The organism is Mageeibacillus indolicus UPII9-5, assembly GCF_000025225.2.
Lineage (GTDB): Bacteria > Bacillota > Clostridia > Saccharofermentanales > Fastidiosipilaceae > Mageeibacillus > Mageeibacillus indolicus.
Genome location: NC_013895.2, coordinates 523314 through 550284 on the forward strand (window position 1 = coordinate 523314; position 26971 = coordinate 550284).

25 protein-coding genes and 1 pseudogene are annotated in these 26971 nt (G+C 37.7%); 19 read left to right on the forward strand and 7 right to left on the reverse strand.

The features are described 5' to 3' along the window. Window positions 1-48 precede the first annotated feature (48 nt). Complete coding sequence (locus HMPREF0868_RS02365; protein ID WP_012993114.1) at window positions 49-1113, reverse strand: RluA family pseudouridine synthase; 1065 nt, start codon at window positions 1111-1113, stop codon at window positions 49-51. 406 nt (window positions 1114-1519) lie between these two features. Between HMPREF0868_RS02365 and HMPREF0868_RS08630 the strand changes: the two genes are divergently transcribed. Both HMPREF0868_RS08630 and HMPREF0868_RS02370 read left to right on the forward strand, forming a co-directional pair. Further along, window positions 1520-1603 carry a helix-turn-helix domain-containing protein gene (locus HMPREF0868_RS08630; RefSeq protein WP_242821324.1) on the forward strand — a complete coding sequence of 28 codons (84 nt, stop codon included), beginning with the start codon at window positions 1520-1522 and terminating at the stop codon, window positions 1601-1603. Next, a complete protein-coding gene (locus HMPREF0868_RS02370; RefSeq protein WP_012993115.1) occupies window positions 1603-2295 on the forward strand; it encodes an N-6 DNA methylase in 693 nt (230 codons plus the stop codon). Before HMPREF0868_RS08630 ends, HMPREF0868_RS02370 begins: the two co-directional genes overlap by 1 nt. Window positions 2296-2631: 336 nt before the next feature. Here HMPREF0868_RS02370 and HMPREF0868_RS02375 read toward each other — a convergent pair whose 3' ends face one another. From HMPREF0868_RS02375 to HMPREF0868_RS08765, 5 genes are read right to left on the reverse strand one after another with little or no spacing between them, the layout of a single operon-like run. Further along, window positions 2632-3015: an ASCH domain-containing protein gene (locus tag HMPREF0868_RS02375; RefSeq protein WP_012993116.1), complete on the reverse strand. Its 384-nt coding sequence runs from the start codon at window positions 3013-3015 to the stop codon at window positions 2632-2634. A gap of 12 nt (window positions 3016-3027) precedes the next feature. Beyond that, on the reverse strand, window positions 3028-4554 hold the full coding sequence (locus HMPREF0868_RS02380; protein ID WP_012993117.1) for a PIN domain-containing protein: 1527 nt from the start codon (window positions 4552-4554) through the stop codon (window positions 3028-3030). Window positions 4555-4565: 11 nt separating this feature from the next. After that, the gene (locus HMPREF0868_RS02385) at window positions 4566-7202 is read right to left on the reverse strand and encodes a DEAD/DEAH box helicase family protein (protein ID WP_012993118.1); all 2637 of its coding nucleotides are present in this window, start codon (window positions 7200-7202) and stop codon (window positions 4566-4568) included. Window positions 7203-7205: 3 nt separating this feature from the next. Next, a complete protein-coding gene (locus tag HMPREF0868_RS02390) occupies window positions 7206-9104 on the reverse strand; it encodes a DNA methyltransferase (protein ID WP_012993119.1) in 1899 nt (632 codons plus the stop codon). After that, window positions 9104-9244, reverse strand: a complete 141-nt coding sequence (locus HMPREF0868_RS08765; protein ID WP_081470303.1) for a helix-turn-helix domain-containing protein — start codon at window positions 9242-9244, stop codon at window positions 9104-9106. The genes HMPREF0868_RS02390 and HMPREF0868_RS08765 overlap by 1 nt, the downstream gene beginning before the upstream one ends. 460 nt (window positions 9245-9704) lie before the next feature. Here HMPREF0868_RS08765 and HMPREF0868_RS02395 point away from each other — a divergent pair, with 460 nt between their 5' ends. After that, window positions 9705-10472 carry a hypothetical protein gene (locus HMPREF0868_RS02395; protein ID WP_012993120.1) on the forward strand — a complete coding sequence of 256 codons (768 nt, stop codon included), beginning with the start codon at window positions 9705-9707 and terminating at the stop codon, window positions 10470-10472. 268 nt (window positions 10473-10740) lie between these two features. Here HMPREF0868_RS02395 and HMPREF0868_RS02400 read toward each other — a convergent pair whose 3' ends face one another. Then, window positions 10741-10983, reverse strand: a complete 243-nt coding sequence (locus HMPREF0868_RS02400; RefSeq protein WP_034574694.1) for an IS110 family transposase — start codon at window positions 10981-10983, stop codon at window positions 10741-10743. Between the two features lie 253 nt (window positions 10984-11236). Between HMPREF0868_RS02400 and HMPREF0868_RS02405 the strand changes: the two genes are divergently transcribed. The 16 genes and pseudogenes from HMPREF0868_RS02405 (at window position 11237) to HMPREF0868_RS02475 (ending at window position 26707) form a co-directional block, all read left to right on the forward strand. After that, on the forward strand, window positions 11237-11896 hold the full coding sequence (locus HMPREF0868_RS02405) for a single-stranded DNA-binding protein (RefSeq protein WP_012993121.1): 660 nt from the start codon (window positions 11237-11239) through the stop codon (window positions 11894-11896). Window positions 11897-12038: 142 nt separating this feature from the next. Beyond that, the gene (locus HMPREF0868_RS02410; protein ID WP_012993122.1) at window positions 12039-12245 is read left to right on the forward strand and encodes a helix-turn-helix domain-containing protein; all 207 of its coding nucleotides are present in this window, start codon (window positions 12039-12041) and stop codon (window positions 12243-12245) included. 90 nt (window positions 12246-12335) lie between these two features. After that, a complete protein-coding gene (locus HMPREF0868_RS02415; RefSeq protein ID WP_012993123.1) occupies window positions 12336-13361 on the forward strand; it encodes a DUF4297 domain-containing protein in 1026 nt (341 codons plus the stop codon). Beyond that, a complete protein-coding gene (locus HMPREF0868_RS08540) occupies window positions 13361-14251 on the forward strand; it encodes a hypothetical protein (protein WP_012993124.1) in 891 nt (296 codons plus the stop codon). The genes HMPREF0868_RS02415 and HMPREF0868_RS08540 overlap by 1 nt, the downstream gene beginning before the upstream one ends. A gap of 3 nt (window positions 14252-14254) precedes the next feature. Next, on the forward strand, window positions 14255-14974 hold the full coding sequence (locus HMPREF0868_RS08545) for a hypothetical protein (protein ID WP_012993125.1): 720 nt from the start codon (window positions 14255-14257) through the stop codon (window positions 14972-14974). Window positions 14975-15297: 323 nt separating this feature from the next. After that, window positions 15298-15612, forward strand: a complete 315-nt coding sequence (locus tag HMPREF0868_RS02425; protein WP_000420682.1) for a YdcP family protein — start codon at window positions 15298-15300, stop codon at window positions 15610-15612. Between the two features lie 18 nt (window positions 15613-15630). Beyond that, the gene (locus tag HMPREF0868_RS02430) at window positions 15631-16014 is read left to right on the forward strand and encodes a YdcP family protein (RefSeq protein ID WP_001234286.1); all 384 of its coding nucleotides are present in this window, start codon (window positions 15631-15633) and stop codon (window positions 16012-16014) included. Window positions 16015-16042: 28 nt separating this feature from the next. Beyond that, window positions 16043-17428, forward strand: coding sequence for an FtsK/SpoIIIE domain-containing protein (locus tag HMPREF0868_RS02435; protein WP_000813488.1), 1386 nt, complete (start codon window positions 16043-16045; stop codon window positions 17426-17428). Window positions 17429-17620: 192 nt separating this feature from the next. Then, the gene (gene mobT, locus HMPREF0868_RS02440; protein ID WP_191619837.1) at window positions 17621-18811 is read left to right on the forward strand and encodes a MobT family relaxase; all 1191 of its coding nucleotides are present in this window, start codon (window positions 17621-17623) and stop codon (window positions 18809-18811) included. A 42-nt stretch (window positions 18812-18853) separates the two neighbouring features. Continuing rightward, window positions 18854-19075 (forward strand): hypothetical protein, encoded by a 222-nt coding sequence (locus tag HMPREF0868_RS02445; RefSeq protein WP_001009056.1) that lies wholly within the window; start codon window positions 18854-18856, stop codon window positions 19073-19075. A gap of 116 nt (window positions 19076-19191) precedes the next feature. Further along, the gene (locus HMPREF0868_RS02450; protein ID WP_012993126.1) at window positions 19192-19686 is read left to right on the forward strand and encodes an antirestriction protein ArdA; all 495 of its coding nucleotides are present in this window, start codon (window positions 19192-19194) and stop codon (window positions 19684-19686) included. Window positions 19687-19774: 88 nt separating this feature from the next. Continuing rightward, complete coding sequence (locus HMPREF0868_RS02455; RefSeq protein WP_000723888.1) at window positions 19775-20167, forward strand: conjugal transfer protein; 393 nt, start codon at window positions 19775-19777, stop codon at window positions 20165-20167. Then, window positions 20151-22597: pseudogene (gene tcpF / locus HMPREF0868_RS02460) on the forward strand (conjugal transfer ATPase TcpF). The gene HMPREF0868_RS02455 and the pseudogene tcpF overlap by 17 nt, the downstream one beginning before the upstream one ends. Before the next feature lie 14 nt (window positions 22598-22611). Then, on the forward strand, window positions 22612-24777 hold the full coding sequence (locus HMPREF0868_RS02465) for a CD3337/EF1877 family mobilome membrane protein (RefSeq protein ID WP_430516984.1): 2166 nt from the start codon (window positions 22612-22614) through the stop codon (window positions 24775-24777). Beyond that, a complete protein-coding gene (locus HMPREF0868_RS02470; protein ID WP_000769868.1) occupies window positions 24774-25775 on the forward strand; it encodes a bifunctional lytic transglycosylase/C40 family peptidase in 1002 nt (333 codons plus the stop codon). The genes HMPREF0868_RS02465 and HMPREF0868_RS02470 overlap by 4 nt, the downstream gene beginning before the upstream one ends. Next, entirely contained in the window at window positions 25772-26707 is a 936-nt protein-coding gene (locus tag HMPREF0868_RS02475) for a conjugal transfer protein (RefSeq protein ID WP_001224320.1), read from the forward strand. Before HMPREF0868_RS02470 ends, HMPREF0868_RS02475 begins: the two co-directional genes overlap by 4 nt. The last annotated feature ends 264 nt before the right edge of the window (window positions 26708-26971 follow it).

A 26971-nucleotide genomic window follows, 5' to 3' on the forward strand; every position in this document is an offset into this window, starting at 1 on the left:
AACCGATTTCAGCCGATTTCAACTGATGTCAATCGATTTCAACCGATGTCAGCTGATGGTGTTTGGGCAAGAATAACAATCGGTAAACTTATTCAATAGGTCGACGGTATGGCTCATATCGTCGGGCAAAGCAGTTTCAACAGCTATTTTTTCTCCAGTCAGAGGGTGGACGAACTCCAGTTTATACGCATGAAGAGCTTGCCGCGGCATGGATTCGTCCCACCGCAGACACAGGTCGCGATCAAAGTAGGCGGGACAAAGTTCAGCCAAGTCGCCGATTTTTTCGCGCGGCACGAGGAATTCTCCCTCATAGGCCTCATCCTTCAGCTTGGCATCAGCTCTAGCAAACAGCGGCCGAAGGCGAGGCCATCCCGGATAAAAACGATTGCAGCCATAAAGTGTTTCCCCGACGATGGGCCAACTGCTCATCAAGCTATGCAAACGTAGCTGGTGGGTGCGCCCGGTCACCGGCGTGTACTCCAGCAGAGAAACTTGCGCGGCCGGCCACCGCTTAAGGCAAATAAACCGGCTTATTGCGGTTTGCCCGGACGCATTAATTTCACGCAAAATTATTGAACCGGGGGAACGAGCGATGGGCAGGCTAATTTCCCCAGCGTCCGGCACGTGGGTTCCATGTACGAGAGCCAGATAACGTTTGGCAATTGAAACAGTTGTGAGAGCGTGGTGGGCATAGCCGTTTTTGGCCAAAATAACTAGCCCACTGGTATCGCGATCCAGACGATTGACGGGATGAAGCAAGTCAGAACATAATCTGGCGGTCAAATTATTTGCATGGTGCAAATAGGTAGGGTGAGTGACCAGATTGGCCGGCTTGTTGCATATGATGAACCACTCATCTTGAAAAAGTATTGGAATATCGGGCTGCGCTTCTATCGGCCTATTTACTTCACCAGCCGGATCCATGTAAAAGACGACTATTTTTTGTCCACTTTGTGCCGGTGTTTTCATCAACTCAGGTTTGCCGTCTATTTCCATGCGTCCGTGCAGCTTTACTCTTTTTATCAGCAGACGTGAAAAATGCAGACGTTCCATCAAAATTTGATAGACAGGTCGACCGGAATCCGCCATCTTGACCGTGTAAGATATTTCCATAGCACTCCTAAAAAAGATCGTCGAAGGATCTCACAAAAATATTCTGCATTATATTAAAGCATGAAGAAGTTGGTTTTAGAAGAGTTGATTTTGAGAAAAGTCGGCCAAGTGCGGCCAAGTGCATAAGTAATTTCCCGAATTTCAAGAAGAAAATTAACCGCACTTAGGGTCATTCACTTAGGGCTTTAATTTGCTATATTCCAGCCAACTAGCTCTTTATATCGTTGATATATTCACAGAACCGAGATAATATAAATTAAGGAAATATGGAGGGAACTATGGCTGTTAGATATAAAAAACTTTTATATCGTATGATCGAAGAAGATATTTCCAATTAGGACTTAATGAGAATGAGCAAATTTCCGCCAACATTATTACGAAACTATGCACTGGGCAATATATATCACTGGAAAAAGTTGAAAGTATCTGCAGGGCTTTACACTGCACGCCCGACGATATTTTGGAATTTATAGCGGAGGATGAAAAGTAATGGCAAAGAAGAAAACTGCTGATAAAGCTTTAAATATAGATAGCATACTTTTTAATTGTAGAGATTACTTACGTGCAGCACGAAATTCCGGCTCATTCTTTGAAAAAAAAGATATGATGCTCACGCTTGTCTTCTTGCGTTTTATCGGTGAGAAATACGAAGATGGCATCGAAGCACTCCGTAAGACTTTAATTGAGCATGGACTAGACCCTGATGATGAAAACATCAGAGCCGCATTCTTTGATGATGCTACATTTGCAGATGGAACATACAATCTTCCTGTAGAAGCAAGATGGTCAACTATAATCAACACACCTGCTCCCAAACTCAATGTTGCACTGGACACTGCATTAAGCAGACTTGAAGCGGAAGATCCTCAGCTTAAAGGTTGCTTTATAAAGGGTACATTTACCACTCGTAATTTAGCGGCTAATGACATCAAAAAAATTGTTGATGAAGTTAATAAAATAAGCCACAAGGCTTTTGGTGAAGAAAAAGATTTAATCGGCTATGTGTATGAATACTTTCTTAAAGAGTTCGCAGTTAATGCAACAAAGGAAGAAGGAGAATTCTATACCCCTCATCACGATGTAGTTAAGCTTATTGCAGCTATGATTGAGCCCTTTGAAGGCACACTTTACGAGAAGTATTTACTCGAATGGCGGCAAAAAGTTACAGATGCCGTCTGCTAAAGTGCTGTAAATAAGGGTTTTTTCAAAACTATTTAAATGAGAAGAGCTGTAGAGGCGATCTGGCGGAAATGGACGTTAGATTTTTTGTTTTTTAGGGGGTGTCTTTTTGCTTTTAGGGGTGTGTGTGTTATTTAGACAAGGGTGTGTGTTTTTGCTTTAGGGGGTGCTCATGGTTCCAAGGGTGTCTATCAAGACTTGACTTATTCCCGAAGCTGAGTGATGTACAATGCAATAAGTAGTACTTGATTAATATTAGGACCCTATAAAACCAAGCACTGATTGTAGGGCACTAAGCTAGAAAAGCAGACAGTTACAGAAATTCTTTTGCACACCCGTTTATTCATGGCTAATGCTAATGTAAATAAAGGATTGTGGTGCTGAATTTAATCCTAAGTCAGACAATTCCTTTTCTTGTTCAAATACTTCTACATCACCTAAGATATAGGCGTTAGCAATTTTATATCCGCGAAAATATTCTCGATATTTAGATCGGCTTATTCCTGCTGCAGTTTTTGTTTTTTCCCACAGCTTGCTGGGTGATGCGGAAAGTCGTCCTTTAATTTGGACTGACGCAACAATTTTTTTAAACGGAGATGTGCTATAGATGTACATTGTAGATACATCTTCTTTAGCCAATTGCTTTCTATATTCGAATTTTTTAGTACCTTGTAATATCTTTTCTACATATTCTGGTTTTATTGATAAAAGAAGTGCTTTCAAAATATATTACTCCTATTCTTCTATAGCATAATTCATATCAGTTTTGCCAAATGCTATAATTTTATGAAATTCAGCATCAGTTATTATTGTGAATGGTCTTGGTCCACTTGAAGCGTCAATAATGCCCATGTCTCGTAGATCGCTGAGTGTGGGTCTCTTGTTGAGACTTTTTACAAAGATAAATTTTATTATCTTTAAGTTACGGTTGTGATCTCTCCAAAAGTTCTTTAACTCATCCACAGTAAAAACGCTACGGTTTTGGCATAATGATAAAAGATTCTCTTCGCTTGGAATAGAATCTATAATTTCATCGACAAGTGCAATAGTTGTAATGACCGATCTGTATTTTTTGATCTCACCGTTTTCTGCCATCCTATAGAAGAGAAAAAGATCTCCAGGTTTTGCACTGTTTGTATTAGCCCACGAAATATATACTTTTTGAAGAGCATAGCGATAGGCTGTTTTTTCAAGAAAGTTAATTCTGTCCTCAGTATTTAATTGTGAATCGGGCAAAAGAGATGTATGATATTTTGCCATAATTGGTAGTATAAATTTGTTGCATGAGCTTGAAATGTTAGGATAATTTTGCTTTGGGGATTGCCCATTCGCTATTGTCCCTAAGTGTTTTACTAAAACTTTTTCACTTAAGCCATTATTGCGTTTAGTTCCCCAGTAAACAAAACCCCACCTATATAGCAATTCTTCCAATGCTTTCAGTTCGTCACGATCGTTATATAAGGTCACATATATTTCATCTACTTTTCGCTTTTGAGCATTATCAAAAATAATTTTTACAAAACGTTCCCCGAGGCGAAATCCAGTTGATTCGACCTTAAAAGTGCCAACTTTTAAGCGTTTCTTAGGAGTAAATAAAGGTTGAATATCTGAATAGTTTTCCTGACTATCTTCCGTTTTAAGATACAAGAAACCTAGTATTTGTCCCTCATCTGCACGACAGATATAGGCATCTTCATCGCACTTACGAGCAAACCATCTATTAAAGTCATCATAATAATCCCTAAAGCTGTCGAAGAAACTATCACCTACATCAATTTGACCGAAGCAGGTTTTCTCGACAGAGAGTGCCTTATATTCTATCAAATCAGGGTTATCTGAAGATACTTTGCTAATAAAGCTATTGATTGAAAACACCCTATCTGCAAGCCCTAAACTGATAGCCTTATTTCTTAATTTATGATCTTCTGTGATGAATGCGTCAACTCTGCCGCTGTACAATTCATATAATAGGCAATTATCAATAGCATCGTTAGTATTCTTATCGTAAAGTGATACTTTGTCTAAAAACTCGGAGCTGGGTTTTTGTACAGTCTTAATGATGTTGTAGGCATCTAGTTTGACAGAAAGAACTTCTTGCGTTTCTGGATCGCGATATTTTTTGAGTTCATCTATTGTATATGGATGAATTACTTTGTCATGTTTTAACTTATCTATCCAACGAAAAAGATGACCTATGCTATAATTAGATATACGTCGATTCTCGCGGTGGATTACAATGTTTGTATCTAGAAGAATTCTCATACACTACCTCCTTATAGCTTTTTTACTAACTTATCTACGGCTTTACTGAATTCAGCCATACGATTTTCTTGATTAAAGAATGGAAGGCCAAGGAGCGTGTAACCGTGTCCGAAGAGATCAGTTATCTTATGCTCATCTTTAATTTGAGATAAGAATTTTTCTTTCCATGCATCTTGCAGCAATAGCTGAGATCCCTTCGGTTCAATATAGGCTTGTAATGTCTTAATCTCTGAAACGTCCTTCTTTTTAATGAAAAGTAAGAAATCAGGTTCAAAGCGTTCACCGGCAGTAAAGGAGTAGATGGCAAGTTCAGGAATTCTTTCGTTTCTAATCAAATAATACTCGAGATCCTTTTCTTTAAGTTTTGGTTCAATAACAGCCTTAAAGTATTTAACGAGTTGTTTTTCTTCGCTTGTCCCGTAATTGTCATTGAAGACGTACCAAGGTTCATCCGTCAGGTATAGACGGTAGTCTTCATTGACACAGATATTTTGTGAATCGCCATGTCCACCATTTTCTTGTATAGCAGTAAGAGAGATCTTTTTATCGTGTAGAACGCTTTTTAGCATTCTTGGCTTAAATACGGTACTGCCAATGAACTCTTGTTTAATATTTGCAATGTAAGAGGCAATTTGTCCCATTGCCTTTTTAGATGCTGCAAAGATGTCTTTACCAGTTAAAATATCACCAGTTTGGGTAATCTCTAACATTGAATTCCCTAGATAATCCTCGGACGTGAGAAACTCTTTGAGTGAGGAAACATTTGGGTATTTATCTTTAATCACGTCAAAACGAAGTTCTGTGTAGCAAGTAGCAGCACCCGATAGGATGTTATAGTCAACATCCTTAAAGAAGAAGGATGTTATCTTTGCTTTGTTACTAGTTGATTGCTTGTTTTCAGTTTCCTCTGCCTGATTATTTGTATCAAAAAGATTGACGATGCCGCCGGACACTGACTTTTGTGTGTAGTGATAGATCTTTGTTTTCAAGCTATCTTCAACGGTTGTAATATTCGCACGACCTCGAGGCAATCGTTCATTAGAGTAGACATATGCTTTTTGGTAAAATTCAGAAGTCTTAAATTCTTCTTTAAGCGTATATTCACGAGTAATTGGATTTTTAGGTTGAAGACCAGTAGCAATAAGTGCCTGTTTCAGCTCAGCAATGTAGCGCGAATCGTTCAGACTATGGAAAAGCATCGTCTCTAAAATACGATAGTCATTGGTAAGATCACCATCGAACTTGCGCTTAAATTTAAGGTCAACGTCGCCTTCATATATGAACGGACAATAGCGTGCTCCACGACCAATAAGCTGAGCCTCTTTAATCGTATATGAGCCAATCTGACCTGCTTTACCACTGCTTTGTCGGCTATCATACAAGCGCACAATATCGAAAAGATTTAATACATCCCAACCTTCGTTGAGCATGTCAACAGCAAAAATAAGGCGTATGTGATTATCTTTGTCTTCGAGTGAGTTCACTTTAATTTGGTTAGTATCGTTATCGTCTGAAGATCCATTCATGATGATGGTGTTATCTTCAGCAAAAGAGTTCTTAAGACTATGCTCTAGGTTTTCAAGGGTATCATCTTTTTCCTCAAAATAAGCAATAGCCTTAGAAAGAAGCGGAATATTCGCACTTTGCAGAGCTTTAATCTCATAGCTCGTGAGCTGATTTAGCTTTTTGAAAAACTCGTCATGGAAAGCTTCAGATTCTTTAATCTTTTGTGACTTAAGCATAATAACTGGTTTAATATTCAGTTTTAAGTCCGCAAAAAGATAGCGACGATATTCACTAAGAATAAGAGCTATAAGCGTGCGATCCCAGAGGTTCGTATCGGTTGCAAAATTCTGGAAGTCTTTAGTATAGCCACTTGCACGGAATCGCTCCAGTGGATAGTTGTATACGATTTTATCAGTATACTTTGCAAGTACGTTTTTATCTTTGAGATCAGCTGTTGCGGTAAATTCCAGTAGAACACTATCTTTATCGGAACTAAAAGCACGATTTACCGTGTATTCCCAGCTTTTCTCGGCATCCTCTTCAGTACTAGTCTTTTTCTTCGTATCAGAATTAATGTGATGGCTTTCGTCCGAAATAAAAACGATTTTATCATTCTCAAAATCAGCGTAAGTTGGCGCATTTTCTTTAGCAAACCACATATCTGTATGTAACTTTTGCGTGGTAGTAAATAGCAGCTCAATATCATCATCTAAAGCCGTATCGCTAAACCGGTCTACTTTTTTCACTTTAATTTTCGTACCAAGATAGGAAAGATTATCAGAAAAAAGATACTTCGATGAAAGCGTGTTCAAAAAGTTTTCTTCCGTCTTTTTCAAAATGTTCGTTTGGTTCACAAAGAAGAGGAACTTGCGATAGCCTTTTGTGTAAAGATAGAGGATAAGCCCTGCCATCATCACCGTTTTACCGGAGCCTGTTGCCATGTGAAAAAGAGTATGAATCTGCTTATTTTTACGCAAACCATCTTTTTCAAAATAGGTGACGAAATATTGGAAAGCTTCTTTTTGATACTCTCGCAAAACAATATTTTGAGATAAACTATGCTCAATAATATCTGGCATAGGTGCAAGCTCATTAATCTCTTTAAGCGTATCGAGTTTTTCGTATAAGAATGGTTTAGCCATGGATCATGCCTCCTCATAGAAAGACTTCGTAAAGGCTTTATCAGCATCACTAATTTGATATGTTTCATCATCCATATCTGAAGCGTTGACGTAGAGTTTATTTTTATCTACAAGCTTTATGAGTGCTTGTTTCTTTTCTTCTAATGTTAGATTCTCAAAGTCTTTATCCGCATAAGCGAGTTCCTGCTTAGTAAGATAAGGCACAATGCGCTCATCTGCGTAAATAGCAGCTTTTACGCTTTCAATAGTATCTTCATTTGCATTTTGAATAGTGGTAATAAGCGTGTTCGCGTCTTCTTTAAGCTCGCAATAAACGAAAGAGCCACCACCTTGCCAGTTTTGAGCTTTAGAAATACCGCCTTGTTCGCCTTCAAGAACTTTCTTCAAACGTTCAACAGTTATGTCTTGAATGTAATCCATTTGTTCAACACCAATGTATCGGCGTCCCATTTTATGAGCAACGGCAGCAGTAGTACCAGAGCCAGTAAAGAAATCAAGAACTATATCTTTTTCGTTAGTAGATATAGAAATTATCCTTTCAATCAAAGATTCTGACTTTGGAGTGCTAAAAACATTTTTGGTGTCAAATAATTGCATTAAGTGTTTTGTTGCACTTGTTGCTGTATCTACATCATCCCAAATTGTATTTATGCTATTTCCTTTTAGATTAGCCTCAGAAAGAAATCTCTTATATTGTGGACGACCTTTCCCATTTTTCCCCCAAATTATACGGTTGTCTTCTAAGGCACTGGCGAATTTCTCTTGAGAAAATCGCCAATGCCTCCCACTCGGTGGAAGGTGCTGATCTCCTGTGCTTGGGTTTGTAATAGCATATGTTAAATTAGGACGTATGTTAGGAGCATCAAATGGATCAGCTTTCCAAGGACCGCGTGGATCATTATCAGGATTAGAAAAACCTTCTTCATCAACGCTCAATGGATAAAGTCTTGTAGAAGATTCTTTGATATAGCACATAACATAATTGTGAGAAAGAGAGATGTCTATATCATTTTGCTTTGATTTTCGATGATTCCAAATAAAAGTCGCTTTGTGATTTTCTCTGCCCAAAATATCATCTGTTAAGACCTTACAATAAGCGTACTCATTGTCATCCAGAATGATAAATATGCTACCAGTAGTCGCCAGTAGTCTCTTGCAGATCTCTAGCCTATTTTTCATAAAGGTTAGCCATGTGGAATGGTTGAATGAGTCGTTGTAGTTAAAACTATCATTTTGAGTGTTGTAAGGTGGATCTATACAGATGCACTTTACTTTGCCTTCGTAGCGTTTAAGAAGGCCTGCTAAGGCAATAAGATTGTTTCCTTTGATAATTAAATTATCGTTATCGTTAAAAGTTATTCCTGTTTCTTCTTCAACATGAATAGTATTAGGGTCTAGTTCTCCAGTTAAATCTTTCTCACCAACCGCTGTATAACGTTTAGCATTCGTGAAGACTTTAGGAGCAAGCATACGCGAGATTTCATCACTCGCGATTGTTTCGTTATAGAAAATCTCACTTCGTTTTTGATCATCTTTATCTTGACCGCCTTCCAATACACAATCCTTGTAAGGAAAATCAAGCACAACATCGTTTGTTTGCGAGATGAAACTACCGTTATGAGTCAGCCCAATTTTGTTCGTGTAAGCCGTGTAAGAGTCAGGCAGAAATTCCTTTGATTCCATGAACCAAGCAAACTTTTGCTTATCAAAAACGAGCATGCCTTGAACGTTTTTGAAGAAGGTTTCTTTTACGTCTTTGTTTGAGAGGAGAAGGGTCAGCAAATTCTCATTCATTGCCATAACATCACTATAAACAACAGCTTTAAGAAGCTTACCATCTTCGGCTTTATATTTATTATTTGTAAGTAGTAAGTCTGCTACCGTTTCAAATATGTTTTTCATTACTTCACCTCAATGTTTTTTACTTGTTTCACTTCGCAAATATCGCCAATACCGCAGGCAGGATATTGACAGATGCGCAGTATCGTTTCTGTGTTTACATTTTCGCCTTTATTCAGTCTTACTACTGAAGCGGCTGATATGCCGGCATAACGTTTTTATCAGCTTCATCATGCGCGATGAAGTCTCCGCTAAAGCCAATCGAAATCAGATTTTAGATAATTTAATTAACGAAACGGAGAGTTGTCTTCGTACATAAAACACGTCTTTATTATACACAAACTATTCTTAGAAGTGACAAGAAGCGATCAAGAAAATAAGGCAGTGATATTCTGGATAAAGGTGAAGTGTCCCTGCAGATGCTTCATGGGCTTGGATTGCAGAATATTGAGGTTCGTTTTCTACCAGCAGATATTGCGTATGAGCATTATTTGTCTGGAAAAAAGTTGAATGTTGCAGCACTAATGCTGTAGATCATCAAAATGCAAGTGAAAATGAATTCGTACATTGATAAAATAATATCATATGTTAAGCTAATGTTACCATACTACGATAGTGTAGTACAAATACACTGTAAATTAGAACCCTAGGAGGTGTAATGTTATGTCTAAGAAAAAAACGTATATTTCGTTAGGAATTGTACTTTTATTGGTTCTATTTGTATCTATTGGAATTTTTAGTATTGAAAATAGTCAAGCATCAAAGAATAGTGAGAATATATCTCATAAAGTGATGCCGGCAAACGTAGTTTATGCGGAAACCTCAGATGATATAAATGGAGCTATGAATAAGCTGAGGGTGGAAATAGAAACTGAGACGAAGACTAATCCACAATTGGCTATGCAGGCACATCCGGGAGAGTTCATTAAGAATTCGGAAAACTATCAAAGAATATTGAAGCTAGGATTGAAGGCAGTTAAACCTCTTTACGATACTATTTATGATAGTAGAGATGCTGGATGCTATGAATATATTCTAGCTATGGCTATTGAAGACATAACTGGTGAAAAGTTTGTTTACAATTCTGATTATGGTTGGAAAAATTCATTAGAGTTTAGAATGGCTTATGATGAAAAGGTAAACAATACAAGGTTTAATGTTGAAAGGATCAGTAATAACGAAGTTTTGAACGATTCTGAGCGAACTCAGAAATTTAAGGAATTAGGGATTTTTGCAGTTTCTGATTTAATTAAAGAGTATAGGAAAAGCGATTCCAAGGTTTCTAAACCATCGATATTAGAAGCTGTTAAGGGAATTACTAGTAAGTATAAAGAACTTGCAGTAACGGAAAGAACTCCCACTGAGAGTATTCTAGAGAAAACGCAATTATTTGATTCTCTAGTTTCCTTAAACGGAAGAGCGTACAAATAAGGTGAATTATCTAATTGTAGAGCTAGTTCTTTAGGAATCATATGAGTGTTATACGAATGTGGAGCGACCAAGATTTTCTTGGTCGCTTTTTTATATAAGAAATACTAACTATTAAAAGTCAAGAAGAAAAAGCATGAAAATGCAGAAATGCAAATCGGATAAAAAGAACCTTGATAATTGCATAACGAAATAAGCACCACGAGGTGCTTGGCAAATAAGTCGTATAAGGTAGCGGTTTAAGCCAGAGGAATAAAGGCAACGTTTGCTTTCACCAAATGAAAGAGAACGCGAGTGAGTTTCTTGGCAGCAAAAGAGCCTTAACGCGCTTACTAGAGCAATCGGCAACAAGGGTCGCTCGATAACGGGTTAGTGATTTTAGTTCAGACATGAGCTGTTCAAAACCGTCACGACTGTTCTTGAAGGTAAATACTTCAATGAAACACTTGCCATTAGCATCTAGGATAACACAGGCGTGTTTATCCATGGCTACATCAATTCCTGCGTAAAACATAGCAGACCTCCAGTAAAAAATTAGACACTGTATTGCCCCGCAGACTTGTTTGTTCTCACGTAACCTCGTGCTACATAAAACGTCATGCGTTATCTAACTAATTACCGCTTAAACAAACGGCTGTGGTTATTGCCTTTCTTAAGACGTCTATGCGTTAGGAGGTAAATACTAATCCACAGCGTCTGTTAGAGATTATAAGACCTTGCTGATGGTCTATAAAAACTACAAATCTAATAATACGAGGAGATAAAACATGGATTACAAAACAATGAGAAATCAAATAGAAGATATGGTAAATGACAATCACAAAGACTTTGTTAAGGCGGTTATCAGCATGGAAAAAGGAATTAGCGATGAAAGTACATTAGACAAGCTATATGACGCTTATATGGACAATGACACCGTTAATTTACTGCATGAGGAATTTGATTACATGATTGAAGATTTAAGAGAACAGGGGCAGATTAAAGATCTTCCTTATGTTCAAGAGGAGAAAGATAATCTTGTCAATATCGTTGGAAATATTGTAGGAAAGATCGATGTAGTTGAAAGAGAAAATAAGAACGGCGAAGCCTTTCAAGTAGTAAACTTCTCTGTGGCATCTAAAGATGATGAGGGCAATAAGGTATATCATAATTGCTCCGCATACGGAGAAAATGGTGATATTCCAAAAGACTTTAAGCAGGGAGATTTTGTAAAACTCTTTGGACAGATTAGAACTTCCGTTGACGATAACGGCAAGGAACATACTAACATCAGGATACTTTCTTCAAAGCTCTTAAAGGCAAAAGAACAGATGAAAGGTCGAGATGAAAAGAAAGAGTCTGTGCTTGGAGCCATTAAAAAATATCAGGCTGAAGATAAGGAAAAGCCTAAAGAAAAGAAAGAAGTATCAAAAGAAACTGAGAGATAAATATATGGTCGGTGTAGTCTTAGGACTGCACCGGCTCTTTTTTACATACGATAGTATTGGGAAAGAGAATATATTGATGTAAAAACAGAAAAAATATGATATAATATTATTACTCTATATTTTGATGAATGGAGGAAAAAGGATGAGAACTTTCAGTTATAAGAAGTTGTTTAAAAAACTTATAGATTTGGATATGACTAATAATGAATTGATGGAGAAGACAAATATCAGTAAAAGTACATTTTATAAGATAAAGAATGGACAGAATGTTACCACAGATATTTTGCTTAGAATTTGTAATGCTTTGGATTGTGATATTGAGGAAATACTGGAGTGTGTAGAAGATTAGATAGTAATTTAGAGGAAAATAATTAGAGATTATCAAGGCTCCGTTATGTAGATGGTGTAGATATGATAACTAAGAAGAGAGGTGCATTATATGGAATATTCGGACTATTATATGAATTTGCCATTAGACTTAGCAGGTAGCAGAACTAAGAATAGATTTAGAGTTGAATTATTGTGGGGTATTAGCAAATTAATTGATGCATATAAGCAGTACGATGACTATACTGTCGTGTTTGATTTCAAATGTGACATCGAGTTACATTATGAAAATGGTCTAGATTTTTATCAGGTGAAAACAAAAAATAGTGGGAATCATAGCTTTAAAACACTGACTAATCGAAAAGAAAATAGTAAATCTATTTTGGGAACATTATATGCCCTATACAATCCTAATCAAAACGTGAAGTTGGCTGTGGTTTGTAATAAACATTTGAAGATTGCTAGGAATGAAGACCTAAGAGAAGAGATATGTTTAGGGGAGTTGGATAAAACAGTAATAGATTTTATTCAAGATAAATTGAAAGAAGAACTGAATTTGTCAGATGTTGTTCTTGATAATGTTTTTTATATTTGTGAAGGTATAGATCTAATAAATCCTCACTACGCTTTGATTGGAAAGTTAATTGAATCTTTTCAAGAAATTAAAAATGAAGAGCCTAATAATCCGAACGCTTTATATAGATTAGTATCTGAGACAGCCCAGAAAAAAGCTTCTTATGAGATGGCAATAACTAATTATAATGATGTTCTAGAGTTAAAGGGGATTTCTAAAGATGAGTTTAATAAAATGCTTGAATCTCATAGAAAAAAATCTATAACTGGTATTGAGCAAGCTAAAAATTACATTAAAACTTTATATCCAGCCGAAAGAAGAATGTATAATCAAGCCTTAACTAATTTGCTAGAAATTGATCATAGTTATGATTTGAATGTATTAAAGGCATCAGTTTTTGAATATATTAAAGGAAATATAGATAAGATTAAAAGTGAAGGTGAACTTTTTTGTGTTTTAAGTCCAATATTTGACGGAAAATTCCCGATGGAATATACACAAATTATGAAGAATGTATTTTACTTATTAGTATTTTATATATACACAGATGGAGGTGATATTTAATGAATGTAATTTTTAAAAAAATATACATTTTTGATATTTTAACTAAAAAAGCTTTTGTTACAAGCTTTGAAGAAGGAGTAAATGTTGTTACGTCTAGCAGTATTGATGGAACAGATAGAGGAAAATCGGTATTGTTGCGTAGTTTATATCATGTTATGGGAGCTGATGCCCACTTCGATAAAAAATGGAAAAATGAAGACAAAGTATATCTTTTAGAGTTTATGGTTGATAATAAAAAATATTTTATATATCGCCATAGAAAGTTATTTAAGGTATTTAATGATCTTATTCAGATATTATTTCAAACATCATCTAGGCCAGAGTTATCAGAGTTTTTAGGTGAAATTTGGTCTTTTGAAATATTTTTGCCGAATAGAAATACTGAGAAGTTAGAGATTGCTCCACCTGCGTATACATATGTGATGAATTTCCTTGATCAAGACTATTATGATGGAACTAATTTCAATTCTTTTAAGAGTTTAGGACAATATCAAAATTTCAAACCTGATGTAATCTACTCTCAATTTGGAATATATGATAAGAACTATTTTGAGCGTGTTAAAAGCAAACAAAATTTATTTGAACGCATTAATGAGTCTAAAGACTCATATAAAAAAGCGGATGAAATGAAGGGAAAAGTATCTAATTTATTAGAGAATGTAGTTGTTCCTGAAAATTTACAAGAACTAGAAAGAGAACTTTCTATTAAATCAAAGGAATATAACGATATATTGAATTCTATGAATGCGTTTAGATATAAGCTTACTAATTTAAGAAATGAGAAATATGAGCTAGAGATTGCATTGAACCAAATTGAGAGATTTAAAAATAATAAAGAAAAAGAAATAAAGTCTATTTTAGAGACGGATATCTGTCCTGAATGTCATTAAGTTTTGAATGATACCACTGATCTTAGGAGCAAAAGATATAATTCAATAGAGGATTCATTATATATAAGTGACAGCATCTACGAAGATATAGAAAAGATTTCAAAAGAAATTTTCCAAATTGAGAGTAGTTATAGAGAGTTTTCAAATAGATTGGAATCATATAAGAAAAATATTAATTCTGCTCAGGAAGAAATCAAAAATTATACCAGCTATATGGGATTAAATGAGCTTTATAATAGCTTGAATCTGGAATTATTTAATGAATTGCAATTACAAGAAGAACTTAAAGATAGAATAGAAAATATCGAAGAAGAACTAAAAAAAGTATCGGAAATAAAAGCTTATATTAATAAAAAGTATTATGAGATGGTGGATAGACAAGTGTTGAGATTCGGATTGAATGAATTGGATGAGTCACAATATAAAGCGATTAATCGTGTTTTTTGTGCTAGTGGAAGTAATAAACCTATTTCAACACTTATATGGTATTTCATCCTTAATAATATTAAAACATGCTTTAATAAAAAATCTTTGAAGTTGCCAATGGTACTGGACAGCCCTAAGAATGCAGAGATGGATTATGATAAAGAACAAGCTTTAATTGAATATATATTGGAGAATTCATCCAATTATACGCAACTCATTTTTTCATCAATTGGATTCGAAAGAACGAAGTTTATATTTGAAGGGGAAATAAAAATTATTCAAAGAAAAATAGCATAAAAATCTAGTTATCCGCATAAAAACTGGACTTATCACACTTTATCAAGGTCAAAACCACTCAATTTACTACTAATTTACTACTTATGAATGAGCTTTGATACGACGATTTATCCTTGAAAAGTGAAGATATAAAGATACTTCCAATAAAATTTGAATATTTAATAGGTAGACACTTCAAAAAATGAGGTGTCTATTTTTTTACCCGATTTTGAAAGGAAGTGAACTTATGAAAACAAAAAATCAAGAATCAAAAGGTCGTTCCCCACTCTTTAAGACCATCAAACATTCATTCAGCCAATAAAAAAGAAAGGATAGGTAAAAATATGGAACTTAAATTTGTGATTCCCAACATGGAAAAAACATTCGGCAATTTAGAATTTGCTGGCGAGGATAAAGTCGTTCAGCGAAGAATCAACGGACGGCTAACTGTCTTATCAAGAAGCTATAATCTCTATTCTGATGTTCAAAGAGCAGATGATATTGTGGTGGTGCTTCCTGCTGAAGCTGGCGAAAAACATTTCGGCTTTGAGGAACGTGTGAAGTTAGTCAATCCACGTATTACCGCAGAGGGCTACAAAATCGGCACTCGTGGTTTTACAAATTACCTTTTACATGCTGACGACATGATAAAAGAATAAAGAAAGAGAGGAAAAATGATGAGATTAGCAAATGGCATTGTATTAGATAAAGACACGACTTTTGGAGAATTGAAATTCTCTGCTCTACGTCGTGAAGTGAGAATCCAAAATGAAGACGGGTCGGTTTCAGATGAAATCAAGGAACGTACCTATGACTTAAAATCCAAAGGACAAGGACGCATGATTCAAGTAAGTATTCCTGCCAGCGTGCCTTTGAAAGAGTTTGATTATAACGCACGGGTGGAACTTATCAATCCCATTGCGGACACCGTTGCTACTGCCACCTATCAAGGAGCAGATGTTGACTGGTATATCAAGGCAGACGATATTGTGCTGACAAAGGATTCTAGTTCATTCAAAGCTCAACCACAAGCAAAGAAAGAACCGACACAAGACAAATAGTCGCTAGGTAGAAAGGAGACTTTTTCGCATGAAACAGCGTGGTAAAAGGATTCGCCCATCTGGTAAAGATTTAGTCTTTCATTTTACGATAGCGTCACTCCTGCCTGTTTTCCTGCTGGTTGTCGGACTGTTTCATGTGAAGACAATCCAGCAGATCAACTGGCAGGATTTTAACCTATCACAAGCAGATAAGATTGACATTCCCTATTTAATTATCAGTTTCAGTGTCGCAATTCTTATCTGCTTGCTGGTAGCGTTTGTATTCAAACGGGTTCGCTATGATACGGTTAAACAACTTTACCACCGTCAAAAACTGGCAAAGATGATACTTGAAAACAAGTGGTATGAATCTGAACAGGTCAAAACAGAGGGTTTCTTTAAAGATAGTGCTGGTCGTACAAAGGAAAAGATAACCTACTTCCCTAAAATGTATTATCGACTTAAAAATGGCTTGATACAGATACGGGTGGAAATCACGCTGGGAAAATATCAAGACCAACTCTTACACTTGGAAAAGAAATTAGAGAGTGGCTTGTACTGTGAGCTGACGGATAAAGAGTTAAAGGATTCCTATGTGGAATATACTTTGCTCTATGACACCATAGCCAGTCGTATTTCTATTGATGAAGTAGAAGCTAAAGATGGTAAACTTCGCTTAATGAAAAACGTATGGTGGGAATATGATAAGCTCCCTCATATGTTGATTGCTGGTGGTACAGGTGGCGGTAAAACTTACTTTATACTGACACTGATTGAAGCCTTGCTTCATACAGATTCAAAACTGTATATTCTTGACCCGAAAAATGCTGACCTTGCGGACTTAGGTTCTGTGATGGCAAATGTCTACTATAGAAAAGAAGACTTGCTTTCTTGCATTGAAACATTCTATGAAGAAATGATGAAACGTAGTGAGGAAATGAAGCAGATGAAGAACTATAAGACTGGCAAAAATTATGCTTACTTAGGTCTCCCGGCACACTTCTTAATCTTTGATGAATACGTCGCTTTCATGGAAATGCTGGGAACAAAAGAAAACACCGCAGTTATGAATAAGCTGAAACAGATTGTCATGTTAGGTCGTCAAGCTGGCTTCTTTCTAATACTGGCTTGTCAACGTCCAGACGCAAAATATTTAGGCGACGGAATCCGTGATCAGTTTAATTTCAGAGTGGCTTTAGGTCGTATGTCTGAAATGGGCTATGGCATGATGTTTGGCAGTGACGTACAAAAGGATTTCTTCTTAAAGCGAATCAAAGGTCGTGGCTATGTTGATGTAGGAACAAGTGTCATATCAGAGTTTTATACTCCCCTTGTACCAAAAGGATATGATTTCTTGGAGGAAATTAAAAAGTTATCCAACAGCAGACAGTCCACGCAGGCGACGTGCGAAGCGGAAGTCGCAGGTGTGGACTGATCTTGCTGGCTGGTGTGGCAATAGCCACGCCAGCACTTAACCCCCCGTATCTAACAGGGGGGTACAAATCGACAGGAAACAGTCAAAAAAACATTAGAAAATCCTTTGGTTACAAGGGATTTACAAAATTTCAGCGTATGTCAAATGGGCTTTAAAAGTTGACATACGCCTTTTTGATTGGAGGGATTTTTACTGAATGAACAAACTTGGTTACAGCATTTAAAAGAAAAACGCTTGGCTTATGGACTATCTCAAAACCGTTTAGCTGTTGCGACTGGTATTACAAGGCAGTATCTAAGCGATATTGAAACAGGAAAAGTCAAGCCATCAGAGGATTTACAGCAGTCCCTTTGGGAAGCTCTGGAACGCTTCAATCCCGACGCTCCCCTTGAAATGCTGTTTGATTATGTAAGGATTCGCTTTCCGACAACAGACGTACAGCAGGTGGTCGAAAACATCTTACAACTGAAACTGTCCTATTTTCTTCATGAGGACTATGGTTTCTATTCTTATTCAGAGCATTATGCTTTAGGCGACATATTCGTCCTTTGCTCCCATGAACTGGACAAAGGAGTTCTGGTGGAATTGAAAGGTCGTGGGTGCAGACAATTTGAAAGCTATCTTCTGGCACAACAAAGAAGCTGGTATGAGTTCTTTATGGACGTTTTGGTGGCTGGCGGTGTGATGAAACGCCTTGACCTTGCCATTAACGATAAGACAGGGATTTTGAATATCCCTGTACTCACTGAAAAGTGCCAACAGGAAGAATGTATCTCCGTCTTCCGCAGTTTTAAAAGCTATCGCAGTGGCGAACTGGTACGCAAAGAGGAAAAGGAATGTATGGGAAACACCCTCTATATCGGTTCATTACAAAGTGAAGTTTATTTCTGTATCTATGAAAAGGACTACGAGCAGTACAAGAAAAATGATATTCCCATTGAAGACGCAGAAGTAAAAAACCGTTTTGAGATTCGATTGAAAAATGAGCGTGCCTATTATGCAGTCCGTGATTTACTCGTCTATGACAATCCAGAGCATACCGCCTTTAAAATTATCAATCGGTATATCCGTTTTGTAGATAAAGACGATTCCAAACCTCGTTCTGATTGGAAACTGAATGAAGAATGGGCTTGGTTTATTGGGAACAATCGTGAACGATTAAAACTAACCACAAAACCAGAGCCTTACTCCTTCCAAAGGACGCTGAACTGGCTATCTCATCAAGTTGCCCCGACCTTAAAGGTTGCGATTAAACTTGATGAAATCAACCAGACGCAGGTTGTAAAAGACATTCTCGACCATGCGAAACTGACAGACCGACACAAGCAGATTTTGAAGCAACAGTCAGTAAAAGAACAGGACGTGATAACAACAAAAAAATAACTCAAATACAAATTCATTGAATATAGAGAGGAGAACATTTTTATGAATTTTGGACAAAACCTTTATAACTGGTTTCTATCAAACGCTCAATCACTGGTGCTTTTAGCAATCGTTGTGATTGGCTTGTATCTTGGCTTCAAGCGTGAGTTTAGCAAACTGATTGGCTTTTTAATTATTGCGATTATTGCGGTTGGCTTAGTCTTCAACGCTGCTGGAGTAAAAGACATTTTACTAGAGCTATTCAATCGCATTATTGGTGCTTAAATAAAACCGTTCTTTTGTGGAATATAAGTGGTTTTCTTATGTTCCGCAAAGGAATGGTACACCAAACGAAGTGCGGTAGGGATTTTTGAATCTCTACAAAGAAAGGACGTGAATATATGGACGATATGCAAGTCTATATTGCGAATTTAGGCAAATACAATGAGGGCGAATTGGTCGGTGCGTGGTTTACCTTTCCCATTGACTTTGAGGAAGTCAAAGAGAAAATCGGCTTGAATGATGAATATGAGGAATACGCCATTCATGACTACGAGTTACCCTTTACGGTTGACGAATACACTTCCATTGGCGAACTCAATCGACTATGGGAAATGGTATCGGAATTACCCGAAGAATTACAATCGGAGCTATCTGCTCTGCTCACTCATTTTTCAAGCATTGAAGAACTAAGCGAACAAGAGGATATTATCATTCATTCCGATTGTGATGATATGTATGACGTGGCACGCTACTACATTGAAGAAACGGGTGCTTTAGGCGAAGTACCAGCTAGTCTTCAAAACTATATTGATTATCAAGCCTATGGTCGGGATTTAGACCTTTCAGGAACGTTTATCTCAACCAATCATGGGATTTTTGAAATCGTCTATTAAATCTGTCGGTACATTACTACTGGCAGATTTTCTATTTTACGGGGTGGCTCAATCAGCTACCCCTATTTTTTATGAAAGGATTGATTACATGAAGAAAATACGAAGCTATACCAGTATCTGGTCTGTGGAAAAGGTACTGTATTCTATCAATGATTTTAGACTTCCGTTTCCCATAACCTTTACGCAAATGACATGGTTTGTCGTGTCACTCTTTGCAGTGATGATACTTGGCAACTTGCCCCCTCTTTCCATGATAGAGGGAGCATTTCTCAAATACTTTGGGATTCCTGTGGCTTTCACATGGTTTATGTCTACAAAAACTTTTGATGGTAAAAAGCCTTATGGATTTTTGAAGTCTGTCATTGCTTATGCACTGCGACCAAAGCTGACCTATGCAGGAAAAAAAGTAACGCTTGGCAGAAACCAGCCACAAGAAGCCATTACAGCAGTTAGGAGTGAATTTTATGGCATATCCAATTAAATACATTGAAAACAATCTCGTCTGGAATAAAGACGGGGAATGTTATGCTTACTATGAGCTTGTTCCTTACAATTACTCATTTCTAAGTCCAGAACAGAAAATACAAGTGCATGATTCTTTCAGACAGCTTATCGCACAAAATCGTGATGGCAAAATTCATGCTTTACAAATCAGTACAGAATCCAGCATACGTTCTGCACAAGAGCGTTCCAAAAATGAAGTCACTGGCAAGCTCAAAGCGGTTGCCTATGACAAAATCGACCAACAGACAGACGCTTTAATATCCATGATTGGCGAAAATCAAGTGAACTACCGTTTCTTTATCGGCTTTAAGTTGCTTCTCAACGATCAGGAGTTTTCTATGAAAAGTCTTACCGTTGAAGCAAAAAATGCTTTGTCTGATTTTGTCTATGATGTGAACCATAAGCTGATGGGCGATTTTGTTAGTATGAGTAATGATGAAATCCTGCGTTTTCAGAAGATGGAAAAGCTCTTAGAAAATAAAATCTCTCGTCGTTTCAAAATCCGCAGGTTAGATAAGGACGACTTCGGCTATCTGATTGAACACCTTTACGGACAGACAGGCACTGCCTATGAAGAGTATGAGTACCATCTATCAAAGAAAAAGCTGGATAATGAAACGCTGATTAAATACTATGACTTGATTAAGCCTACTCGCTGTTTGGTGGAAGAAAAACAGCGATATTTGAAAATCCAGCAGGAAGATGAAACCGTCTATGTAGCTTACTTTACCATTAACAGCATTGTCGGAGAACTGGACTTCCCGTCCTCTGAAATCTTCTACTACCAGCAACAGCAATTTACATTCCCGATTGATACGTCAATGAATGTGGAAATTGTAGCGAATCGTAAAGCCCTATCTACTGTCCGCAATAAAAAGAAAGAACTGAAAGACTTGGATAACCACGCTTGGCAAAGTGATAATGAAACCAGCTCCAATGTGGCGGAAGCTCTGGAAAGTGTGAATGAGCTGGAAACCAATTTAGACCAAAGCAAGGAATCTATGTACAAGCTGTCTTATGTGGTAAGGGTATCGCAAATGATCTTGACGAACTCAAACGTCGTTGTAATGAAGTGAAAGATTTTTATGACGATTTAAGCGTAAAACTGGTACGACCATTTGGGGATATGCTCGGCTTACATGAAGAATTTTTACCTGCCAGCAAGCGTTATATGAATGATTATATTCAATACGTGACCTCTGATTTCCTCGCTGGTTTAGGTTTTGGTGCTACTCAAATGCTGGGGGAAAATGAGGGGATTTATGTTGGCTACAGCTTAGATACTGGACGCAATGTCTATCTGAAACCTGCTCTTGCCAGTCAAGGGGTTAAGGGTTCAGTAACCAATGCGTTAGCGTCGGCTTTTGTTGGTTCGCTGGGTGGTGGTAAATCCTTTGCGAATAACCTTATCGTCTATTATGCGGTGCTTTATGGGGCACAAGCAGTGATTGTAGACCCAAAAGCAGAACGTGGCAGATGGAAAGAAACCTTGCCAGAGATTTCCCATGAAATCAATATCGTCACTCTGACTTCTGATGAGAAAAACAAAGGCTTACTTGACCCTTATGTGATTATGAAAAATCCCAAAGATTCTGAATCACTGGCTATTGATATTCTGACATTCCTTACGGGGATTTCCTCTCGTGATGGGGAACGCTTCCCAATCCTTAGAAAAGCCATTCGTGCAGTAACCAATAGTGAAGTACGAGGGTTGATGAAAGTGATTGAGGAATTACGGGTTGAGAATACGCCACTAAGTACCAGTATAGCCGACCATATCGAAAGTTTTACAGACTATGACTTTGCACATTTATTATTCAGTAATGGTTATGTGGAGCAGTCTATCAGCTTAGAAAAACAACTGAACATTATACAGGTTGCGGACTTGGTACTTCCCGACAAGGAAACTTCCTTTGAGGAATATACCACTATGGAGCTTTTATCCGTTGCTATGCTGATTGTCATTAGTACCTTTGCTTTAGACTTTATCCATACAGACCGAAGCATTTTCAAGATTGTAGATTTAGACGAAGCATGGAGCTTTTTACAGGTAGCACAAGGAAAAACACTATCTATGAAGCTGGTTCGGGCTGGTCGTGCTATGAACGCTGGGGTATATTTCGTGACCCAAAATACAGACGACCTCTTAGATGAAAAACTGAAAAATAACCTCGGCTTAAAATTTGCATTTCGTTCCACTGACCTTAACGAGATTAAAAAGACCTTAGCCTTTTTTGGTGTAGACCCAGAGGACGAAAACAATCAGAAGCGATTGCGTGATTTGGAAAACGGGCAATGCCTTATCAGTGATTTATATGGTCGTGTCGGTGTGATACAGTTCCACCCTGTATTTGAAGAACTGCTCCATGCCTTTGATACCAGACCACCTGTGCGAAAAGAGGTGTAAATGTGAAACCATCAATAGTAAACAGAATAAAATCAAACTGGACGCTGAAACGTCTAGGTAAAGTGGCAATGACAGTGGCTTTCACACTTGTGATTGCCATTTTTCTTTTAGCCATGCTGGGAACGGTGGTTCAAGCTGCGGGCTTGGTAGATGATACGGTCAATGTGGCAAATGAATACAGCCGATACCCACTTGAAAACTATCAACTGGATTTTTATGTGGATAATAGCTGGGGCTGGCTTCCGTGGAACTGGTCGGACGGGATTGGAAAACAGGTCATGTATGGACTATATGCCATTACCAATTTTATTTGGACAATCAGTTTGTATGTTTCCAATGCGACAGGTTACTTAGTACAGGAAGCCTATTCCTTAGACTTCATTTCCGCTACAGCAGATTCCATTGGTAAGAATATGCAGACCTTAGCTGGTGTGAGTGCAAACGGATTTTCAACAGAGGGTTTCTATGTTGGATTCCTCTTACTCTTGATTTTGGTTCTTGGGGTTTATGTTGCCTATACGGGACTGATAAAGAGAGAAACCACAAAGGCAATTCATGCCATTATGAATTTTGTGCTGGTGTTTATCCTATCGGCTTCCTTTATTGCCTACGCTCCCGACTACATTAAAAAAATCAATGACTTTTCATCAGACATCAGTAATGCCAGTTTATCACTTGGCACGAAGATTGTCATGCCCCATTCCGATAGTCAAGGCAAGGACAGCGTGGACTTAATCAGAGATAGCCTGTTTTCCATACAGGTTCAGCAACCGTGGCTACTGCTTCAATACAACAGTTCAGACATTGAAAGTATCGGTATTGACCGTGTGGAAAGCCTGCTCTCCACCAGCCCAGATTCCAACAATGGCGAAGACAGAGAAAAAATTGTTGCGGAAGAAATTGAAGACAGAAGCAATACCAATCTAACCATTACAAAGACCATTAACCGTTTAGGTACAGTCTTCTTCCTATTTGTCTTCAATATTGGGATTTCCATATTTGTATTCCTATTAACAGGAATCATGATTTTCTCGCAGGTACTTTTTATCATCTATGCTATGTTTCTGCCTGTGAGCTTTATTTTAAGCATGATTCCATCATTTGATGGTATGTCAAAACGAGCCATAACAAAGCTCTTTAATACCATTTTGACACGAGCTGGAATCACATTGATTATTACGACAGCATTTAGTATTTCAACCATGCTCTATACCTTATCGGCTGGTTATCCGTTCTTTTTGATTGCTTTTCTACAGATTGTGACCTTTGCAGGAATCTACTTCAAGCTGGGCGATTTAATGAGTATGTTTTCTCTACAGAGTAACGATTCTCAAAGTGTGGGAAGTCGTGTGATGAGAAAACCTCGTATGCTTATGCACGCTCACATGCACCGTCTACAGCGGAAACTTGGACGTTCCATGACTACTCTAGGGGCTGGGTCTGCCATTGTTACAGGTAAAAAAGGACAGTCGGGTTCGGGGAGTTCTGCAAGGACACAAGCAGATCACTCCCGACCAGACGGAAAGGAAAAATCAACACTTGGAAAACGTATCGGTCAAACCATCGGTACAGTAGCTGATACCAAAGACAGAATGGTAGACACTGCTAGTGGTTTGAAAGAACAGGTTAAAGATTTGCCGACCAATGCAAGATATGCAGTATATCAAGGAAAATCCAAAGTAAAAGAGAATGTCCGTGATTTAACCAGTAGTATTTCTCAAACCAAAGCGGACAGAGCCAGTGGACGCAAGGAACAGCAGGAACAAAGGCGAAAAACCATTGCGAAGCGTCGCTCTGAAATGGAACAGGTCAAACAGAAAAAACAGCCTGCTTCTTCTGTTCATGAAAGACCGACTACAAGACAAGAACAATATCATGATGAACAGACCTCAAAACAGTCTAATATTCAGACTTCATATAAGGAATCTCAACAAGCCAAACAAGAGCGTCCAGCAGTTAAGTCCGATTTTTCAAGTCCAAAAGTGGAACGCCAAGGCAATACCGTTCAAGAAAAAACCGTTCAAAAGCCAGCAACTTCAACCACTACAGCAGATAGAACTTCACAACGTCCAATCACAAAAGAACGTCCGTCTACTGTTCAAAGAGTACCACTACAAAATACAAGAAGTAGACCACCAATCAAAACCGCCACCATTAAGAAAGTCGGTAAGAAACCATGAAGTTGAAAACTTTAGTGATTGGTGGTTCTGGATTATTCTTGATGGTCTTCTCACTGCTTCTGTTTGTTGCCATTTTATTTTCAGATGAACAGGACAGCGGAATTTCCAATATTCATTATGGAGGTGTGAATGTTTCCGCAGAAGTGCTGGCTCATAAGCCTATGGTAGAAAAATATGCCAAAGAATATGGCGTTGAAGAATATGTCAACATACTTCTTGCGATTATACAGGTGGAATCGGGCGGTACTGCGGAAGATGTTATGCAGTCCTCGGAATCCCTCGGTCTTCCACCTAATTCATTGAGTACAGAAGAATCCATTAAGCAAGGTGTGAAGTATTTCAGTGAATTATTAGCCAGTAGCGAAAGGCTCAGTGTAGATTTAGAATCGGTTATCCAGTCCTACAATTATGGTGGTGGTTTCTTAGGGTATGTGGCTAATCGTGGAAATAAATATACCTTTGAACTGGCTCAAAGTTTCTCAAAAGAGTATTCAGGTGGCGAAAAAGTGTCTTACCCCAATCCCATAGCCATACCTATCAATGGGGGCTGGCGATACAACTATGGCAATATGTTTTATGTGCAACTGGTAACGCAGTATCTTGTCACAACAGAGTTTGATGATGATACGGTACAAGCCATCATGGACGAAGCACTGAAATATGAGGGCTGGCGATACGTTTACGGTGGAGCTTCCCCGACTACTTCTTTTGATTGTAGCGGACTGACACAATGGACGTATGGAAAAGCTGGAATTAACTTACCACGAACCGCACAACAGCAATATGATGTGACCCAGCATATCCCACTATCGGAAGCACAAGCTGGCGATTTGGTTTTCTTTCATTCTACCTATAACGCTGGCTCTTATATTACTCATGTTGGGATATACCTTGGCAATAACCGTATGTTTCATGCAGGCGACCCAATCGGTTATGCCGACTTAACAAGCCCCTACTGGCAACAGCATTTAGTGGGAGCAGGACGAATCAAACAATGAGAAAGGAAGATTTAATGATGAAATTTAGAAAAAATCAGAATAAAGAAAAACAGATACCAAAGGAAAAGAAACCTCGTGTCTACTATAAGGTCAATCCTCATAAAAAGGTTGTGATTGCCTTGTGGGTACTTTTAGGGCTTAGTTTCAGCTTTGCGATATTCAAGCACTTTACAGCTATAGATACTCATACTATTCACGAAACAACTATCATAGAAAAGGAATACGTTGATACTCATCATGTAGAAAATTTTGTAGAGAACTTTGCGAAAGTCTACTATTCATGGGAGCAATCCGATAAGTCCATTGATAATCGAATGGAAAGTCTAAAAGGCTATCTGACAGATGAACTTCAAGCTCTCAATGTTGATACAGTACGCAAAGATATTCCTGTATCGTCTTCTGTAAGAGGATTTCAGATATGGACGGTAGAGCCAACTGGCGACAATGAGTTTAATGTAACCTACAGTGTAGACCAGCTCATTACAGAGGGAGAAAATACAAAGACCGTCCACTCTGCTTATATAGTGAGTGTCTATGTAGATGGTTCTGGAAATATGGTACTGGTTAAGAATCCGACCATTACCAACATACCTAAGAAATCAAGTTATAAACCAAAAGCCATTGAAAGTGAGGGGACGGTTGATTCCATTACAACCAATGAAATCAATGAGTTTTTAACGACGTTCTTCAAGCTCTATCCTACAGCGACAGCCAGTGAACTTTCCTACTATGTGAATGACGGGATATTAAAACCAATCGGAAAAGAGTACATCTTTCAAGAACTGGTAAATCCTATTCACAATCGTAAGGATAATCAAGTCACGGTATCGCTGACAGTGGAGTATATCGACCAGCAGACCAAAGCAACGCAGGTATCTCAATTTGATTTGGTACTTGAAAAGAACGGGAGTAATTGGAAGATTATAGAATAACAAATATTGGTACATTATTACAGCTATTTTGTAATCACGTACTCTCTTTGATAAAAAATTGGAGATTCCTTTACAAATATGCTCTTACGTGCTATTATTTAAGTATCTATTTAAAAGGAGTTAATAAATATGCGGCAAGGTATTCTTAAATAAACTGTCAATTTGATAGTGGGAACAAATAATTGGATGTCCTTTTTTAGGAGGGCTTAGTTTTTTGTACCCAGTTTAAGAATACCTTTATCATGTGATTCTAAAGTATCCGGA